Source organism: Variovorax sp. 01N425, assembly GCF_056399465.1.
The window spans coordinates 1-18,104 of record NZ_JBFTRJ010000030.1 but is presented as its reverse complement, the minus strand read 5'-3'; the positions used below and the strand labels follow the sequence as shown (position 1 = coordinate 18,104).

The window sequence follows — 18,104 nt, the reverse complement described above, 5'->3', positions numbered from 1 at the left end:
ACCTGGCATTGCGCTTGCCGTCAGGGAGCCTTCTTGCTCGCGTTGAGCCGTGCTTCGGCCTGGGCAAGACGGTCGAGCATCTGGTCGAAAGCCGGCGGCGTGCGGATGAACATCTGTTGCATGGCCATGTAGTCCTGCGCCAAAGCAGTGCGCCGCGATTCGGCCGGCATCAGGCGAAAGCTGCCGGCCCGCGCGAGGTCATAGCGAGCCCAGGCGCGGGGAAACACGCGGCTCTTCCAGTCGACCACGTGCGCGCACAGCGCCGCATCGGCCAGGTGGCGCGCCGCATCTTCGCGCTCCAGCAGACGCGCCATGTCCGAGTAGTGGCGTGCGTAACGATCCGGCATGTGCTGGTCCGGCGGACGGTGGAACTCCGAGTGCAGGATCGTCGCCTTTTCCCAGAAAGTGCGCTCCAGCGCGAGCGTGGTGACCTCGCACTGCCAGTCGCCGAAGAGCGCTGGAAAGATTCGGCGACCAGCGGACGGATCGGGTAGCGCCCGGTCGGCTGCTGGTCGGTCAGCGTGCCGAGTTCGAGTTTGACCTCGCGCTGGATATAGGCAAAACCGGCGTGCTCCTGCGTGGGATAGCGAAAGTAGATGACGGGCGAGCGCGCAGCGGCATCCACTTCATAGCGCAGCCATGCGTTGCCAACTTGCGGTTCGCCCAGCGCTTTGCGGATGCCTGTTTCCAGCACCGGCTGCACGACTTCCTGTGTCTTGATGCCACACATCTGCTGCATTTCCAGCACCGCGGCATCGCGGCGCGTGCGGCTGTCCAGCGCATCGAAGGCGGCCGCATTGGCCCCCACGAAATCGGGCACCAGGCAAAGATCGATGTCTTCCGAAAATCGATCGATCACGCCGTAGGCCTTCGAGAGCGACGTACCGCCCTTGAAGACCAGGTGCGCAGCCACCTCGGGCAATGCGAAGAGCAGCCCCAGCAGCCAAGTGACCCAGAAGTCCTTTTCGAGGATGACTGTCGACACGCCGGTGCGCACCGCAGCGTCGGCAATGGCCAAGCTTCGATCTTCCGTCGAGAGCGTCGCGAATGCAGGGCCGAGATGGCGCGTGGGCATGGTGCTCAGGGTTTCGCGAGTTCGACGAAATGGGCGCGCATCCATTCCGGCGCCAAGGCCAGATCCTTCACCAGTTCAGCCCGCTGCGCGGCCGGCAGATTCCTGCGCAGACGCTCGATGCGCTCCGGCGTGATGTGCGCCGCGCCCAGGCTGCGGAAAGCCTGGACCAGCAGGCCGCTCAGCCGACCGGCCGCTGCCATGTTGCGGGGCGTGGTGCGCTTCAGCGTGATCTGGGTCGGCCCGACCTTGACCGTGCGCGTCGCACCATCGGTGAGGAACACCACCTTGGCCGGCACCTGCTCCGACAGGCCGAGCAGATTGGCCGCGTACGCGCCCGAAGGCTGCAGCCGAAGGCCGTCCTTGCGCTCGAGTGCCTTCCCCACCGCTTCGATGGACGGCCACAGCAGGCCGAGCACCGGATGCTCGCGCGGCACGTCGTAGAGCCCGCGGCCCAGCAGCCGGATCACCCCTTGGGCCTTGTGGCGCTTGAGGGCGGTGGCCACTGCGGTCCTGCTGCCCAGGTCCATGAAGTCCGCGGGCGTGAACACCCAGCCGGCTTCGTGCGATTGCACCCGTGCCAGGACAAGCGAGTCGACGGAATCGGTGTGCTTTCCCATTTTTGCCACGAAAAATAGCAGTTATTCGTGGCAAAAACAAGGCATTCAGCTTTTCACAGCTCAGAAAGCGCGCTGCTTCAATCGTCCGAGACTTCAGATGACGGATCGACCAGCGACACCGGCGCCACCTTCGCCCGCCCCGCCGCCGACACGATTTCCTGGTCGATCGCGCCGAACAGCGAGCGGCCATCGAGCCCCTTCATCTCGATGCGGATGGTGTCGCCGAACTTCATGAATTCGGTCACGGGCTCGCCGCCCTGGATGGTTTCGATGCAGCGCTTCTCGGCAATGCACGAATAGCCCTTGGGCCAGTCCATCTGGCCGTTCTTTTCCACGCCCTTGTTGCTCACGGTGCCGCTGCCGACGATGCTGCCGGCGCGCACGTTGCGCGTCTTGGCGATGTGGGCGATGAGCTGGCCGAAATGGAAGGTCATCTCGGGCCCGGCGTCGCACATGCCGACCTTGCGGCCGTTCCAGCTGCTTTGCAGCGTGAGGTGCACGCGGCCGTGCTGCCAGGCTTCGCCGATCTCGTCGAGCGTCACGGCCACGGGGCTGAAGGCGGTGGCGGGCTTGCTCTGGAAGAAGCCGAAGCCCTTGGCCAGCTCGGCAGGGATCAGGTTGCGCAGGCTCACGTCGTTGGCCAGCATCACCAGGCGGATGCCGTCGAGCGCCTGGTCGGGCGTGGCGCCCATCTTCACGTCGCCGGTGATCACCGCGATCTCGGCCTCGAAGTCGATGCCCATGGCTTCGCTGGGCACGACCACGTCGTCGACCGGGCCGAGGAAGTCGTCGCTGCCGCCCTGGTACATCAGCGGGTCGGTGTAGAAGCTCTCGGGCACTTCGGCATTGCGCGCCTTGCGCACCAGCTCGACGTGGTTCAGGTAGGCCGAGCCGTCGGCCCACTGGTAGGCGCGCGGCAGCGGCGCCATGCACTGGGCGGGGTCGAACGGGAAGGAATGGCGTGCGCGGCCGGTGTTGACCGCGTCGTACAGGTCCTGCAGCTGCGGGCTCATGAAGCCCCAGTCGTCCAGCACCTGCTGCAGCCGGCTGGCGATGCCGGTGGCGTAGTGGGCGAGCGTGAGGTCGCGCGAGACGACGACGAGCTGGCCGTCGCGCGAGCCGTCCTTCAGGGTGGCGAGTTTCATGATGGCAAATGCGTGATGAAGGACACGGCGCGAACACGAGAGCCGCCGCCGCGCCCACTAAACTGGTTGAACGGGCGGCAGTGTACCGAGGTGCTCCTTGTGAACCTCGGCGCCGGCGCTCACTCCACCACCTCATGCCGACGCTCGTCGCCTCCCAGCTGCCGTCCTCCGCCGCCCCGCCCCCACGCCCCTCATGGCGCGCGCTGGCCGGGCTGACACTGGCGGTGGCGCTGGCCCACGTGCTGCTGCTGGACCTCGCGCCCACGGCCATCGGGCCCGACCCCTCGCCGCTCGCGAACAAGTTCATCACCCGCACCATCGTGATCGCGCCGCCGGCCGCGGAAAAACCGGCCGCGCCGGCCGCCGCACCGCCCGTTGCGCAAGCCAAGCCGCCGCCGCCCGCAAAGCCGCGCCGGCCGCGCGAGCCGTCCAGGCCCAGGCCGGCGGCGCCACCCGAGCCGGTGCCGCAGCCGGCGCCGGAACCCCAGGTTTCGGAACAGCCTCCGGCGCCCCCCGCACAAACGCCCGACCTCACGGCGCAGAGCGCTATTGATTCAGGAGCATCACCTCCCGAGCAGGCGGCCAGCGCCCCGGCAGGCGCCGTGCTGGGCGGGGCGGGCAGCACGGCCAACACCGGCGTCGGAAACGCCGCGCCCGGCGAGGCGGCGGGTGCCGCCAGCGCCGCGGCGGGCAATGTCGTCGGGCCCGAAGCGCTGCGCATCCCCGGGTCGGTCAAGCTCGCCTTTGCGGTCACGGGCCAGCAGGGCGCCTCGCCGATGCAGGGCGTTTTCGGCGACCTGGTCTGGCTGCAGGACGGCAGCAGCTACGACGCCCGGCTGTCGCTCAAATTCCTGTTCCGGACCATCCGCAGCCAGCACAGCACCGGCCGGATCGGCCCCACCGGCATCGAGCCAGCGCGCTTTTCGGAAAGCCGCAAGGGCGAGGTCGCCTCGCACTTCCTGCGCGACCAGGGCCAGATCATGTTCAGCAACAACGCGCCCAGCGTGCCCCTGCTGCCCGGCGCGCAGGACCGGCTCAGCGTGGTGATGCAGCTGGGCGGCATGCTGGCGGGCGATCCGGGCCGCTACCCGGCCGGCAGCCGCATTTCCATCCAGACGGCAGGGCCGCGCGACGCGGGCGTCTGGGTGTTCAACATCGAGGGCGAGGAGCAGATGAGCGTGCCGGCGGGCGACTATGCGGTGCGCAAGCTCACGCGCAGCCCGCGGCGCGAGTTCGACGACAAGATCGAGATCTGGCTCGCGCCGGCGCTGGGGTACCTGCCGGTGCGGATGAAACAGACACAGCCCAACGGCGATTTCGCCGACATGCAGTTGCGCGAATCCCTTCCCGCGGGGCCGTCCAGCTGATAGTACAAATGAGGTAAAGAAACACCGTTGTGACCGCAATGCGACAACCCTTCTTGAAACTGGCGCGTTGATTGCTATCTAAACCCCATGAACGCCATCGACATCCTCACAGGCCCCGCAATGAACATGCTCTATGACTCGGAGTCCTTCGTCGTCGTGCACGTGCAGCCGAACGAAAGCGACACACCGGACCAGCCCAATGTCCCGGTGCTGGAACGCCACGGCTTCGAGATCGTCGACAAGCGCTCGGGCAAGGAGGTCTACCTCGACGGTTCCTGGGCCGAACTGTTCCAGCAGCAGATCGCCGCCTGGCAGCTCAACACGCCCACGCAGGAAGAAGTGGAAGACACGCTCGAGGGCTATGCCGAGCTGGCGCACACGCCGGTGCTGGTGCACTGAAAACCCGGGTTCCCCGCCCGCCCGAACAAGAAAGCGCCCGAGCGGCGCTTTTTTTGCGCCTTTTCAGCGCCCGCCGCTCATTTCCGTTGGTAAATCCATCGGTACATCGGCCCCACGAGCAGCAGCACCGCCACCAGCCGGCAGACCTGGAACGCCGTCACCACCGGCACGCCCAGCTGCAGCACCTTGGCGGTGATCGACATTTCGGCAATGCCGCCCGGCGAGGTGCCCAGGATCATGGTGGCGGGATGCAGCCCCGTCGCCCAGGCCAGCAGCCAGGCGGCGCCCGCGCACAGCACCAGCATGCCGACGGTGCCCAGCGCCACCGATCCCAGCCAGCGCGGCGCCGTGTGCAGGAATTCGCGGCTGAAGCGCACGCCCAGGCTCACCGCAATCACGAGCTGCGCGGTGTTCGACATCCAGCCGGGCACGGCCGACAGCGGCTGGCCGGCGATGGTGAAACCCATCGCCACCAGCAGCGGCCCCATGAACCAGGGGTTGGTGCGGCCCAGCGCCCGCATCGCAAGCCCGCCGGCGGCGGTGGCCAGCGCGAGCAGCAGGAGCCCGCCCGCATTCACTTCGCGCACCGTGGACGGATTGACTTCCAGCCCGTGCAGGCCGCTCCACTGCATTGCGAACGGAATGGCGATGGTCACCACCACCAGCCGCAGGCTGTGCGCCGCGGCCACGAGGTCGGTGCGCGCGCCGGCCGATTCGGCCAGCAGTGTCATCTCGGAGGCGCCGCCGATGGCGCCAGCGAAGTAAGTCGTGGCTCTCATGGAGCTGTCCGGCACATGCGGCATTCGCCGGGCGTGCAGCCCATGCAGCCAGCGCCCGAACCCCCAGCCGAGCAGCAGGGCCCAGGCGATGGCCAGCGCAATGGCCCACCAGACGCCGGCCACCAGCGCCACCACCTGCGGCGTGAAATAAAGGCCCAGCACCGTGCCGATGGTCCACTGCCCGGCATTGCGCAGCGGCGTGAAGCTGGCCGTGGGTGCGCCGGCGATCGATGCCAGCGACACCGCCAGCAGCGGGCCGATCATCCACGGCAGGGGCGTGTGCAGGGCGAGGCAGATTTCGGCCGCGGCGAGCGCGAGCAACAGCGTGGCCAGCACGCGAACCAGGAAGCGGAGAGACACGGGCAGGAAGGGAAGAAGCGGAATTGGATGGCACTGCGTGCGAGCGCCAGCGCATAGTATGGCGCGATGCGATGCCAACACTTTTCCGCACAGGCTTCCCGATTGCTGCTGACCTTGTTCGCTGCCATGGCCCTTGCGGGTTGCTCCGCGCTCCTCGGCGGCCCCGATGCGCCGGTGGCGCGCCGCGCGGCGGCCCTGCTGCCGGCGGATGCGCTCATCCTCGGCGAGCAGCACGACGCCCCGGAGCACCACACGATCGAGCGCGAAACCGTCGAGGCGCTGGCCAGCCGGGGCCAGCTGGCCGCGCTGCTGCTCGAAATGGCCGAGGAAGGCCACAGCACCCTTCGCCTCGACGCCGCGGCCACCGATGCCCAGGTGCGCGACGCGCTGGCCTGGAACGACAAAGCCTGGCCCTGGCAGAGCTACGGCCCGGTGGTGATGGCCGCGGTGCGCGCCGGCGTGCCCGTCATCGGCGCCAACCTGCCGCGTTCGCGCATGAAGAACGCGATGGCCGACGTCTCGCTCGACGTGCAGCTCAACGGCGAGGCCTACACCGCGCAGCAGGACGCCGTGCGCGAAGGCCACTGCAAGCTGCTGCCCGAGCCCCAGATCGTGCCGATGACGCGCATCCAGGTCGGGCGCGACCGCGCCATGGCGCAGGCCATCGTCAAGGCCCGCCAGCCGGGCAAGACGGTGCTGCTGGTCAGCGGCGCGGGCCACGCCACCAAGGTGCTGGGCGTGCCGCAGCACTTGCCGACCGACGTGTCGGTCAAGTCGGTACGGCTGCAGGCCGAGGAATCGGCGGACGAGGACGAAAACAAGGGCGCTTACGACGCTGTCTGGCGCACGGCGCCGCTGCCGCCAAAGGACTATTGCGCGGACATGCGCGCTCGATAACCGCGGCCTTCGCCCTGAAGGCCGCGCGCCGGCTCAGGCGAACTTCTTGATCGAATCCGCCAGCGTGTTGACCAGCGTGTCGATGTGCTGCTTCTCCACGATGTAGGGCGGCGCAATCACCAGCACGTCGCCCGCGGGCCGCACCAGCGCGCCCTTGTGGAAACAGTCCAGGAAGATGTCGTAGGCGCGCTTGCCCGGCGTGCCCGCGATGGGCGCGAGCTCCACCGCCGCGGCCAGGCCGAGGCTGCGGATGCTGACCACGTTCGGCAGGCCCTTGAAGGCGCTGTGGAACGCGTCGCCCAGCACCTTGCCCATTTCGCCGGCGCGCGCGAACAGGTTTTCTTCCTTGAACAGGTCGAGCGTGGCAATGGCGGCGGCGCAGGCCACCGGATGGCCCGAGTAGGTGTAGCCATGGAAGAACTCGACCACGTGCTCGGGCGCGTCGGTCTTCATCATCGCGTCGTAGAGCTTGTCGCGGCAGATCACGCCGCCCAGCGGAATCACGCCGTTGGTCACGCACTTGGCAAAGTTCAGCATGTCGGGCACCACACCGAAATAGTCCGACGCGAAGTTGGTGCCCATGCGGCCGAAGCCGGTGATGACCTCGTCGAAGATCAAGAGGATGCCGTGCTTGTCGCAGATCTCGCGCAGGCGCTTCAGGTAGCCCTTGGGCGGCAGGTACCAGCCGGCCGAACCGGCCACCGGCTCGACGATGATCGCGGCGATGTTGCTCGGATCGTGCAGCGGCAGGATGCGCGTTTCGAGCTCGACCAGCGGGTCTTCGGCCCACACCGGCTCCTCGTTGTGGATGTAGGCGTGGTTCACCGGGTCGTGGATGAAGCGCATGTGGTCCACGCGCGGCAGGAAGGCCGAGCCGAACACCTTGCGGTTGCCCGGGATGCCGCCCACCGACATGCCGCCGAAGCCCACGCCGTGGTAGCCCTTCTCGCGGCCGATGAACACGTTGCGGTGGCCTTCGCCGCGCGCACGGTGGTAGGCCAGCGCCACCTTCATCGAGGTATCGGCCGCCTCGGAGCCCGAATTGCAGAACAGCACCTTGTTGAGGTCGCCGGGCGCCAGCGAGGCGATCATCTCGGCCGCCTTGAAGGCCTTGTCGTTGCTGACCTGGAAGGCGGTGGCGTAGTCCAGCGTGTCCAGCTGCTTCTTGATCGCCTCGTTGATGGGCTTGCGGTTGTGGCCCGCGCCCACGCACCAGAGCGACGAGATGCCGTCGATCACCTTCTTGCCGTCGTGCGTGGTGAACTCCATGCCGTCGGCGGCCACGAAAACGCGAGGGTCTTTCTGGAAGTGGCGGTTGGGAGTGAAGGGCAACCACTGGTTGCCCATGTTGAAGTCCTGATAAGCCATCGATTGCTCCTGCTTAACGCGCACCAAAAAACGGCATTCTGGCACCCCTGCGACAATCGTGCCCCTCATGACGACCACAACGCCCGCTTACATCCTGACCCTCTCCTGCCCCGACCGGACGGGCATCGTGCATGCCGTTTCGGGCTTTCTGCTCGAACGCGGCGGCAACATCGAGGAAGCCGCCCAGTACAACGACCACGACACGGGCCTGTTCTTCATGCGCGTGCGCTTCGCCTGCAGCGACCACCCCGAGGCGGCGCTGCGCGAACAGCTCGCCACCTTCGGCGCCGGCTTCGGCATGAGCCTGCAGCTGCACGCCGCGGCCGAGCCCATGAAGACCGTGATCCTGGTCAGCAAGGAAGGCCACTGCCTGAACGACCTGCTGTTCCGCTGGAAGAGCGGGCTGCTGGCCATCGACGTGCGCGCCATCATCTCGAACCACCGCGACTTCTACCAGCTGGCCGCCAGCTACAACGTGCCCTTCCATCACATTCCCGTGACGGCCGCCACCAAGGCGCAGGGCGAAGCAAAACAGCTGGAGATCATCGAGTCCGAGGGCGCCGAGCTCGTGGTGCTCGCGCGCTACATGCAGATCCTGAGCAACGGCCTGTGCAAGAGCCTGGCGGGCCGGGCCATCAACATCCATCACTCGTTCCTGCCCAGCTTCAAGGGCGCCAAACCCTACTACCAGGCGCACGACCGCGGCGTGAAGCTCATCGGCGCCACCGCGCACTACGTGACGGCCGACCTCGACGAAGGCCCGATCATCGAGCAGGACGTGGCGCGCGCCGACCACACCGACACGGTCGAGGACCTCACGGCCCGCGGCCGCGACACCGAAAGCCAGGTGCTGGCCCGCGCGGTGAAGTGGCACAGCGAGCACCGCGTGCTGTTGAACGGGCACCGCACGGTCGTGTTCCGGTAGGCGGCGCCCGTCCAGGCATACCGCTAGTCAATACCGGTTCGGATTGTCCGGGCGGCGGTCGTAGCGGTTCGGCACGCCGTCGCGGTCGCGGTCCCAATAGCCGCGGCGGTATTCCCAGCGGCCATCGCGCTCGCGCCATTCCGGCGGACGGTAGGCGTAGCCCGGGCGGGCGCGCACCCACATGCCCCGGACCCACACATGGTTTCCACCGCGCCATTCATAGTGCCCCGGCGCCCACACGTAGCCGCGGCGCGGCGGCGGAATGCGCTCGTGGCGGGGCGGAGGCGGCGGCACTTCGACATACACCCCGGGCTGCGCCTGGGCGGCGGTCGGCACCATCAGCGCGCCACCCACCGAGAACAGCGAAGCAGCGGCAACGGAAAGGGTCATTGCGAGTTTTTTCATGGGGATCCCCTCATGAGTGGTTGGAGCCTTCATGCTGACCAACCCATGTGAAGCGCCTGTAAGCACTCGGCGGGACTTTGTGTAGAGGTGTTTCCTCGAAAGTAGTACCTTTGTAGGCACTTACTGCGCCCACTACTCCTGCAGTTCGCGCAGATCGACGGCCGCGGCCATGGCGGCGTGGCCTGCCTTGTTGGGGTGCAGGTGGTCGCCGTTGTCGTAGGCGGGGTTCAACGTCGTCGGATCGGCCGGGTTGCGCAGCACGGCGTCGAAATCGATCATGCCGTCCACGTCCTGGCGGCTGCGGATCCAGCGGTTGACCTCGCCGCGCATGGCCTCGGTGGCCTCGGTCCAGTAGGGCGTGTTCCTGAACGGCGGCACGGTGCCGATCAGCACCTTCACGCCCTTGGCGCGGGCCTGCTTGATCAGCTGCTGCAAACCGTCGGTGATGCGCTCGGCCGTCGCCACCTCATGGTCCGGCGTCGGCCGCCCCGGCAGCACGAACACGCTGCGGCCGATGTCGTTGGTGCCCAGCAGGATCATCACGTGCGTCACGCCGCTCTGCCCGAGCGCATCGCGCGCAAAGCGCGACAGGCCGTTGGGGCCGATGCCGTCGACCAGCAGCCGGTTGCCGCCGATGCCCATGTTCAGCACCGAAACCGCCTGCGCCGCCGCAGGACTGTTGCGCAGGCGCGTGGCGAGCAGTTCGGGGTACGAGCCGTCGCCCGCCTCGCCGCCGCCCGCGGTGATCGAGTCGCCGAAGGCCACCACCGTGCGCACGGGCTGCGTCGCCATCACGTCGAGGCCGGTCACGATGTGGTTCAGCGGCAGGGGCGCGGCATCGTGCAGCCTGGGCGCTGCAACGGCGTTGCCGCCCGCCACCCAGCCGGTGCCGGGCGATTGCAGGTGAACGGTTGCAAAGGGCACGGCGCGATCGAAGAAGGCGCTCACCGCCACCGCCTGCCCGGCGTCGACCTTCAGGTCGGCGCCGTCGCTCCAGGCTTCGGCGCCCGGCGCGATGACCGTGCTTGCGCGCCCGCCGAAGCGCAGCTTGCGCAGCGTGGCCGGCGAGACCGCGCCGCCACCGGTGCCCCGCCCCACGCTGGCCTCGGCGATGCGCAGGGGCGTCTTGCCGAACCGATTCGAGAAGCGGATGCGAACGCGCTCGCCGCGCAGCGCGGGCTCGACCTGCTGCCGCAGTGTCTGTCCGCGGAACGCATCGCCGCCGGGCCGGGGTGCCGCAGCCGTGAGGAGCGGATTCGCACTGAGTTCGCGGAAATCCACCGGTGCGGCCGCCCATCCGGCCACCCAGTGCGCCTCGGCAGGCTGCTTCGGCCGCGCGTCGGGCTGAACGGCCTGCACGGCCACGGCAACGACGAACAGCAGGCAACCCACTGCGGCCATCCAATGCCGCAGAGCACCTCGGCGAAGAGCGAAGAACCAATGCGAACCCAGTTTCATGCACGCAAAGCGCTTCAGTTTACGAAGCCGCCTTGCCATTGCATGTGACGAGGTCTAATGCATGGTTACCAAGTGTCTACATAGGGCGACGCGGTTTGCGCAGAGCGCCCCAAGGAGGCGAGTCCGCGCACCAGCCAGGTGCGGGTTTCGGCGGGATCGATCACCGCATCGATCTCGAGCGTCTGCGCCATGTGGATCGCCTCGCCATTGGCGTATTGCTGCGCCACCAGCGTCTTGAACAGCGCGTCGCGCTCGGCGCCCTCGGCCACCGCCGCCAGCTCCTTGCGATAGCCCAGGCGCACCGCGCCCTCGAGCCCCATCGCGCCGAATTCGCCGGTCGGCCAGGCCACCGTGAACACCGGCGCATCGAAGCCGCCGGCCGTCATGGCCTGCGCGCCCAGGCCGTAGCCCTTGCGCAGCACCACCGCAAAGAAGGGCACGCGCAGGTGCGAGGCCACCATGAACATGCGGCAGACATGGCGCACCTGCGCCTGCGCCTCGATCTCGGGGCCGACCATGAAGCCCGGCGTGTCGCACAGCGAGACGATCGGCAAGCCGTGCGCATTGCACAGCTGCATGAAGCGCGCCGATTTGTCGGCCGCCTCCACGTCGATCGCGCCGCCCAGGTGGTGCGGGTTGTTGGCCATCAGCCCCACCGGCTTGCCCTCGATGCGCGCGAGCGCAGTGACGATGCCCGCGCCGAAGCCCGCTCGCAGCTCGAGCAGCGAGCCCGTGTCGGCCACGCCGCGCATCGCGGCGCGCACGTCGTACACGCGCAGCCGGTTCTCGGGCACCACGTGGCGCAGCGCGCGCGGGTCGGCGCATTGCCAGTCGCTCAACGGCCCCTGGAAATACGAAAGGTATTGCTTTGCCGCAGCCACCGCCGCGGCCTCGTCTTCCACCAGGATGTCGATCACGCCGTTGCGCGACTGCACGCTGCTCGGCCCGATCTGCTCGGGCGCGAAGCTGCCGAGCCCGCCGCCTTCGATCATCGCGGGGCCGCTCATGCCGATGTTGCTGCCGCGCGTGGCAATGATCACGTCGGCGCAGCCCAGCAGCGCCGCGTTGCCCGCGAAGCAGCGGCCATGCACGATGCCGACCACCGGCACCTTGCCCGAGAGCGCCGCGAACCGGCTGAAGGTGTGGTTGTTGAGGCCCGCGACGATCGGCATGTCGGTGTCGCCGGGCCGCCCGCCGCCGCCTTCGGCGAACAGCACCACCGGCAGCCTGAGCTGGTGCGCGATCGACAGCATGCGGTCGGTCTTGTGGTGGTTGCGCATGCCCTGCGTGCCGGCCAGCACCGTGTAGTCGTAGGCCAGCACCGCGCAGCGCGAGGCCTCGGGGCCGAACAGCTTCGCGTTGATGCTGCCCAGGCCCGTCACCATGCCGTCGGCCGGCGTGTTGGCGACCAGGTCTTCGAGCGTGCGGCGGCGCGTTTGCGCGGCGACGGCGAGCGCGCCGTATTCGATGAAGTTGCCGGCATCGGCGGCGGTATCGCACAGGTCGGCGATGTTCTCGCGCGCGGTGCGCCCGCCCTGCGCATGCCGCTTGGCCACGGCCGCGCCGCGGTTGGCATCGAGCGTGAAGGCATGGCGGTCGATCACCTTCTGCAGGTCGGGGCGGATCGCATCGAGGTCTTGTTCGGTGCGCGCCTCGGCTGCCGCCGCCTCGGCATCGACCGGCTCCAGCCGCACCAGCGACTGGCCTTCGACGAGGTAGTCGCCGGGTTCGGCCAGCAGCGCAACCACGCGGCCCGCGACCGGCGCGTGCAGCAGGTGCTCCATCTTCATGGCCTCGAGCACGCCGAGCTGCGCACCGGCAGGCAGCACATCGCCCACCGCCACTTCGAACTGCACCAGCTTTGCGGGCATCGGCGCCTTGATCGCCAGGCCGTCCGCATCGTCGTCTTCGATTGCCGCCGCCTGCGCATCGGCGGGGGCGATCTTCTTCGCATGCTTTTCAAGCGATGCCGCGGCAGCCAGCAGGTCGCCCAGATGCGCTTCGACGAAGCGCGTGTGCACCGCCTGGCTTGCGAACTCGGGCCGCGCCGCAATGGCGCGCAGCAATGCAAGATTGGTCGCGATGCCGTCGATGTGGCATTCGTCGAGCGCGCGCAGCGAGCGGCGCAGCGCGTCGGCAAAACGCGGCGACGGCGAATGCACGATCAGCTTGGCAAGCAGCGTGTCGTAGTGCGGCGATGGCGCAAGCCCTGCATAGCCGTGCGTGTCGACGCGCACGCCGGGCCCGCTCGGCAGGTCGAAGCGCGCGAGCGTGCCGCCCGAAGGCCGTGCGCTGCCATGGGCATCGAGCGTCTCGGCGTTGATGCGCCATTGCACTGCAAACCCGCGCTGCACCGCCGTGCGGCCGGCTTCCACGCCGAGCGCCTTCAAGGACTGGCCGGCTGCCACAGCCATCTGCAGCTGCACGAGATCCAGGCCCGTCACGGCCTCCGTCACCGTGTGCTCGACCTGCAACCGCGGGTTCGCCTCGATGAAGACGAAAGGGAGCGTGGGCGACTGTGCATCGACGAGGAATTCGAAGGTGCCCAGGCTGCGGTAGCCCGCGGCCTGGGCCATGCGAAGCGCGGCCTGCGTGATGGACGTGCGCAGCGCATCGGGCAGCGAGGGGCTGGGCGCGATCTCCACCAGCTTCTGGAAGCGCCGCTGCAGGGTGCACTCGCGCTCGCCGAGGCTGGCCACGGCCTGGCCGTCGCCGAGCACCTGGATTTCGATATGGCGCGCATTGCGCATCAGGCGCTCCACGTACACGCCTTCGACGCCGAAGGCGGCCTTGGCCTCGGACATGCAGCGCGCATGCGCTTCGGAGAGTTCGTCCGCATTCATGACAGCGCGCATGCCGCGCCCGCCACCGCCGCCGATGGCCTTGATCATCACGCCCGCGGCGCCCTGCGCCTGCTGCTCGGCAAAGAAGGCCTGCGCCTGGGCGAGCGTCACGGCGCCGGCGCTGCCGGGCATCACGGGAACGTCGCATTGCGTGGCAAGCGCGCGTGCGCGCGCCTTGTCGCCGAACAGCGCCAGCTGCTCGGGCGCGGGGCCGATGAAGACCAGCCCCGCCTCCGCGCAGGCCTCTGCAAAGTCCGCGCGTTCGCTCAGGAAGCCGTAGCCGGGATGCACCGCGTCGCAGCCCTGCGCCTTTGCTACGCCGATCAGCGCGGCAACATCGAGGTAGGCCGAGGGCCCGGCCGCATCGAGCGCGACGGCCACGTCGGCCAGCTGCACATGCAATGCCGAGGCATCGTCGCGCGCATGCACCGCCACGCTCGCAATGCCGAGGTCGCGCAGCGCACGCACCAGGCGCACCGCGATCTCGCCGCGGTTGGCAATCAGGACTTTGGAGAACAAGGGAGGACCTTTCAGGCTTTGTCTTTCAGCAGGCGCCGCAGCACCTTGCCGGCACCGGTGGTCGGCAGGGCATCGATGAAGCTCACGGCGCGCGGGGCCTTGTAGCTGGCCATGTTGTCGCGCGACCAGGCGATGAGCGCATCGGCCTCGAGCGCCGCGCCGGGCTTGCGCACGATGAAGGCCTTGACGACCTCGCCCTTCTCGGCATCGGGCTGCGCAATGACCGCGGCCTGGGCCACCGCGGGATGCTTGATGAGGATGGTCTCGACCTCCTCGGGGAACACGCTGTAGCCCGAGACCTTGATCATTTCCTTGAAGCGGCCGATGAAGGTCAGGTAGCCATCGGCATCGAGCTTGCCCATGTCGCCGGTGTGCACCCATCCATTGCGCAGCGTGGCTGCCGTGGCCTCGGGCTTGTTCCAGTAGCCCTTGAAGGAACCGGGGCTCGCGAGCACGATCTCGCCGACCTCGCCCGCGGGCAGGTCGGCTTGCGTGTCGGGGTCAATGATGCGGATGCGCACGCCCGGCACCGCAACGCCCTGCGTGCCCCAGCGCGGCGCATGGTGCGGCGTGTAGGTGTCGCAGGTGTGGGTTTCGCTGAGCCCGTAGGCGGCCTCGAACGACGTGCAGTTGGGCGCATGCGCGCGCCACTGCGCGGCCAGCGGCTCGGTGAAGGCGATGCCGAAGCTCGTGACCGGATTGCGCCGCAGGCTCGAGAGGTCGAAGCTGGCGATGTCGGGCACCTGCATGCAGGCCACGTTCATCGGCGCGATGCTGTACCACCAGCTCACCCTGTAGCGCGCAATGGCCTGCAGCACCGCGCGCGGATCGAAGCGGTGCAGCAGCACCGAGGCCGCGCCGCTGAGCACCGGCACGTTCACGCCCATCAGCATGCCGGCGATGTGATAGAGCGGCGCAATGGAAAGCAGCACGTCGTCGCCGGTCACGCCGTTGCAGTCGGCCGCCGCGCGGGTCTTGAAGAGCGCATTGCCGTAGCTCAGCATCGCGCCCTTGGGCAGCCCGGTGGTGCCGGAGGTGTAGGTCATGAGCGCCACGTCGTCGAGGTCGATGGCCACCGGCTGCGGCACCGCGCCGCCCTGCATCACGGCCAGGAAGTCTTCGCATCCTTCGGGCACGCTGCGCGGGGCGCTGCGCTCGGCGAGCAGTTCGGCGGGAAGGTCGGGCACGGGCTCGTCGGGCAGCAGGTCGGCGTAGTGCACCACGAACACATGCGCGAGCGCGCTCTGCGGCTGCACCTTGCGCACCACCGGCAGCAGCGGCGCGGCGGCGACGATCACGCGCGCCTGCAGGTCGTTGACCTGGTAGGCCAGCTCGTGCTCCTTGTTGAGCGGGCTGCCCGGGCAGACGATGGCGCCGATCTTCTGGATGCCGAAATGCGCGACCAGGTACTGCGGGCAGTTGTTGAGGAACAGCACCACCGGCTCGCCCTTCTTCACGCCGATGGCCTGCAGCCGCGCCGCGAAGGCGTCGCTCGCGCGGTCGAGCTGCGCCCAGGTCATGGCGTGGCCGTACCAGAGGCAGGCCGGGCGTTCGCCGCGCTCGCGCGCATGGGCGCGCAGGTACTCGTGCAGGGGCTGTTGCGGACGGTCGGGCAATGTCTCCATGGCGTCACTTTCTCAGGGTTATCGATAGCCGGCTGCAGGAGCCAAGCGCTTGCCAATGGGTGCATGGTGCACCAACAATCCTACCCATGGGTATAACTTCCGCGACACGGCACAAACCCTCTGGCAAGGCCGCAAGCTCGGCCGCCGCCACGGCACAGCCGCACCTGCCCCAGGGCACCGGGCGCCAGCGCGCGGCCACGCAGGGCACCGACCTGCAGCGCGAGCGCATCCTGCAGGCCGCGGCGCAGCTCTTTGCGGCGCAGGGCTATGCCAACACCACCATGGCGCAGATCGTGCGCGCGCTGGGCGTGACCAAGCCCTTCGTGTACTACTACTTCCGCGACAAGCAGGAGATCTTCGAAACGCTGTCGTGGCGCCCCGCGGTCGACTGCTTCACCGCGCTCGATTTCGCAGCCGGCGATCCGCGCCGCGCGAGCGAGAAGGTGCTCGAAGGCATCGAACGGCTGATCCGCGCGACCATTGCGCACCATCCCTGCGCCTTCTTTCCGTACCGCGAGCCGCAGGTGTACCGGCCCGAATACATCGCGGCGCAGAAGAAGCTCGCACATCACTTCTACGACCTGCTCTGTCCGCTGCTCGAAGAAGCGCGCCGTGACGGCGACCTGGACTTCGAGGAAACCAAGATCACGGCCCTCGCGGCCTGCAGCCTGCCGGGCTTTCTCTACAGCTGGTATCGGCCGAACGGCCGCCTCTCGCCCGACGAGGTGGCGGCCGAGCTCACGAAGCTCGCGAGCCGCGTGATCGGCCTTCGCAGCCCGGACTGACTTTCCCCAAAAAACCGAGAGAGACAAACCATGAAGTCCACGCACGCGCCACTGGCGCCGATCGCCCTCGCCTGCCTGCTGGCCCTTGCCGGCGGCGCACAGGCGCAGCAGCAACCCACCTACAAGATTGCCTACATCGACCCGCTCTCGGGGCCGTTCGCGAACGTGGGCGAGCTGATGCTGACGCACACGCAGTACGCCATCGAGGAGATCAACGCCAAGGGCGGCGTGCTCGGCGGCACGAAGCTGCAGCTGCTGCAGTTCGACAGCAAGCTCTCGGCGCAGGAGAGCCAGAGCGCGCTGCAGGCGGCCATCGACCAGGGCGCCCAGACCATCGTCACGGGTGGTTCGGGCTCCTCGGTGGTGTCGGCGCTGGTGCAGTCGGTGGCGCGCTGGAACCAGCGCAATCCGGGCAAGGAGCTGATCGTGCTGAACCATTCGTCGATCGACCCCGAGATGACCGGCAAGAACTGCAGCTTCTGGCACTTCCAGACCGAGGCCAACACGGCGATGAAGATGAAGGCGCTGGCCAACTACATCAAGAAGACGCCGGACGTGAAGAAGGTCTACCTGCTGAACCAGGACTATGCCCACGGCAAGCAGTGGGCGAGCTATGGGCGCCAGCTGGTGGGCCTGGCGCGGCCCGACGTGCAGTTCGTCGGCGAAACGCTGCATCCGATCGGCCGCGTGAAGGACTTCTCGCCCTACATCGCGAACATCAAGCAGAGCGGCGCCGACTCGGTGATCACCGGCAACTGGGGCCAGGACATGACGCTGCTGCTCAAGGCCGCGGGCGATGCCGGCTACAACCTGCGCTACTTCAACCACAGCGCGGGCTCGGTGCCGGGCACGGTGCTGGCGGTGTCGCAGGCCAAACTCGGGCAGCTGACCTGGGTGGCCGAATGGCATCCGGGGCAGGCCGACACGCCGCGCGCCGATGCGCTGGCCAAGGCCTACAGGGCGAAGACGGGCAAGGACTTCCTCGCGCCGCGCATCGACTTCACGCCGCGCCTTCTGGCCGCCGCCATCAACAAGGCCGGCTCGACCGACACGGTGAAGGTGGCGCGTGCGCTCGAGGACATGAGCTACGACTCGGTGGTGGGGCCGATCCGCATGCGCGCCGAGGACCACCAGTTGCTGCTGCCGCAGGTGGTCAACACGATTGCGCCGGTCGATGGCAAGAGCGTGAAGGTGGGCTGGGAAGGGACGAACTACGGCTTCCGGACGGACGCTGTCTATACGGGCAACGAGCTGGCGCAGGGGTCTGAGTGCAAGATGGTTCGGCCTTGAGGGCTTCTGTCTTTGTTCGGAGCCTTTGTTCAGGGCGCGTGCACAGATCACCGGGTACTCCCCTCCGCGAATGTCCCCCGGGGGCTACGCCCCCTCCTCCTTGTACCGGGACTTCTCGCGCAGTCAAGCACGGGTTTGGGTTGGTTTTTCTACCAAGCTGTATCGCTTGCGAGGCATTGAGGATCGAGGCGCAACGAAACGAGGAACAGACTGCACATCTACCGACGGTCTTGTTGCACTGGCACGT

General features: G+C 68.2%; 14 protein-coding genes and 2 pseudogenes. 6 read left to right on the top strand and 10 right to left on the bottom strand.

All coding sequences use genetic code 11. The features are described from left to right. Positions 1 to 128: 128 nt before the first annotated feature. The 4 genes and pseudogenes from AC1DSC_RS31520 to AC1DSC_RS31505 all read right to left on the bottom strand — a co-directional run. Positions 129 to 467 (bottom strand): annotated as a pseudogene (locus AC1DSC_RS31520) (nucleotidyl transferase AbiEii/AbiGii toxin family protein); the annotation flags it as partial. 50 nt (positions 468 to 517) lie between these two features. Beyond that, a pseudogene (locus AC1DSC_RS31515) lies at positions 518 to 1,075 on the bottom strand (nucleotidyl transferase AbiEii/AbiGii toxin family protein); the annotation flags it as partial. A gap of 5 nt (positions 1,076 to 1,080) precedes the next feature. After that, the gene (locus AC1DSC_RS31510) at positions 1,081 to 1,692 is read right to left on the bottom strand and encodes a DUF6088 family protein (RefSeq protein ID WP_436288095.1); all 612 of its coding nucleotides are present in this window, start codon (positions 1,690 to 1,692) and stop codon (positions 1,081 to 1,083) included. A 77-nt stretch (positions 1,693 to 1,769) separates the two neighbouring features. Then, positions 1,770 to 2,837, bottom strand: a complete 1,068-nt coding sequence (locus AC1DSC_RS31505) for a fumarylacetoacetate hydrolase family protein (protein WP_436288096.1) — start codon at positions 2,835 to 2,837, stop codon at positions 1,770 to 1,772. 134 nt (positions 2,838 to 2,971) lie between these two features. Here AC1DSC_RS31505 and AC1DSC_RS31500 point away from each other — a divergent pair, with 134 nt between their 5' ends. Together AC1DSC_RS31500 and AC1DSC_RS31495 are read left to right on the top strand one after the other, a co-directional pair. Next, on the top strand, positions 2,972 to 4,204 hold the full coding sequence (locus AC1DSC_RS31500; RefSeq protein WP_436288097.1) for a DUF3108 domain-containing protein: 1,233 nt from the start codon (positions 2,972 to 2,974) through the stop codon (positions 4,202 to 4,204). Between the two features lie 87 nt (positions 4,205 to 4,291). Continuing rightward, complete coding sequence (locus AC1DSC_RS31495; protein ID WP_124958830.1) at positions 4,292 to 4,603, top strand: BTH_I0359 family protein; 312 nt, start codon at positions 4,292 to 4,294, stop codon at positions 4,601 to 4,603. Between the two features lie 77 nt (positions 4,604 to 4,680). On the opposite strand, the gene AC1DSC_RS31490 is transcribed toward AC1DSC_RS31495, so the two are convergent. Beyond that, positions 4,681 to 5,742 carry an AbrB family transcriptional regulator gene (locus AC1DSC_RS31490; protein WP_436288098.1) on the bottom strand — a complete coding sequence of 354 codons (1,062 nt, stop codon included), beginning with the start codon at positions 5,740 to 5,742 and terminating at the stop codon, positions 4,681 to 4,683. 126 nt (positions 5,743 to 5,868) lie between these two features. Here AC1DSC_RS31490 and AC1DSC_RS31485 point away from each other — a divergent pair, with 126 nt between their 5' ends. Next, complete coding sequence (locus AC1DSC_RS31485; protein WP_436288307.1) at positions 5,869 to 6,639, top strand: ChaN family lipoprotein; 771 nt, start codon at positions 5,869 to 5,871, stop codon at positions 6,637 to 6,639. Between the two features lie 33 nt (positions 6,640 to 6,672). Here the strand turns inward: AC1DSC_RS31485 and aptA are convergent, their stop codons facing one another. Then, positions 6,673 to 8,007, bottom strand: a complete 1,335-nt coding sequence (aptA, locus tag AC1DSC_RS31480; RefSeq protein WP_436288099.1) for an omega-aminotransferase AptA — start codon at positions 8,005 to 8,007, stop codon at positions 6,673 to 6,675. Positions 8,008 to 8,074: 67 nt separating this feature from the next. Between aptA and purU the strand changes: the two genes are divergently transcribed. Next, positions 8,075 to 8,932, top strand: coding sequence for a formyltetrahydrofolate deformylase (gene purU / locus AC1DSC_RS31475; protein ID WP_015867550.1), 858 nt, complete (start codon positions 8,075 to 8,077; stop codon positions 8,930 to 8,932). 27 nt (positions 8,933 to 8,959) lie between these two features. On the opposite strand, the gene AC1DSC_RS31470 is transcribed toward purU, so the two are convergent. The 4 genes from AC1DSC_RS31470 to AC1DSC_RS31455 all read right to left on the bottom strand — a co-directional run bounded on the left by AC1DSC_RS31470 (position 8,960) and on the right by AC1DSC_RS31455 (position 15,782). Next, positions 8,960 to 9,337 carry a YXWGXW repeat-containing protein gene (locus tag AC1DSC_RS31470; protein WP_015867551.1) on the bottom strand — a complete coding sequence of 126 codons (378 nt, stop codon included), beginning with the start codon at positions 9,335 to 9,337 and terminating at the stop codon, positions 8,960 to 8,962. Positions 9,338 to 9,469: 132 nt separating this feature from the next. Continuing rightward, positions 9,470 to 10,738: a GDSL-type esterase/lipase family protein gene (locus AC1DSC_RS31465; RefSeq protein WP_436288100.1), complete on the bottom strand. Its 1,269-nt coding sequence runs from the start codon at positions 10,736 to 10,738 to the stop codon at positions 9,470 to 9,472. A gap of 122 nt (positions 10,739 to 10,860) precedes the next feature. Beyond that, the gene (locus AC1DSC_RS31460; protein WP_436288101.1) at positions 10,861 to 14,157 is read right to left on the bottom strand and encodes a carboxyl transferase domain-containing protein; all 3,297 of its coding nucleotides are present in this window, start codon (positions 14,155 to 14,157) and stop codon (positions 10,861 to 10,863) included. Between the two features lie 11 nt (positions 14,158 to 14,168). Beyond that, positions 14,169 to 15,782: an AMP-binding protein gene (locus AC1DSC_RS31455; RefSeq protein ID WP_436288102.1), complete on the bottom strand. Its 1,614-nt coding sequence runs from the start codon at positions 15,780 to 15,782 to the stop codon at positions 14,169 to 14,171. A gap of 86 nt (positions 15,783 to 15,868) precedes the next feature. Between AC1DSC_RS31455 and AC1DSC_RS31450 the strand changes: the two genes are divergently transcribed. Next, positions 15,869 to 16,567: a TetR/AcrR family transcriptional regulator gene (locus AC1DSC_RS31450; RefSeq protein ID WP_278874914.1), complete on the top strand. Its 699-nt coding sequence runs from the start codon at positions 15,869 to 15,871 to the stop codon at positions 16,565 to 16,567. 30 nt (positions 16,568 to 16,597) lie between these two features. Then, positions 16,598 to 17,857, top strand: a complete 1,260-nt coding sequence (locus AC1DSC_RS31445) for a branched-chain amino acid ABC transporter substrate-binding protein (protein ID WP_436288103.1) — start codon at positions 16,598 to 16,600, stop codon at positions 17,855 to 17,857. The last annotated feature ends 247 nt before the right edge of the window (positions 17,858 to 18,104 follow it).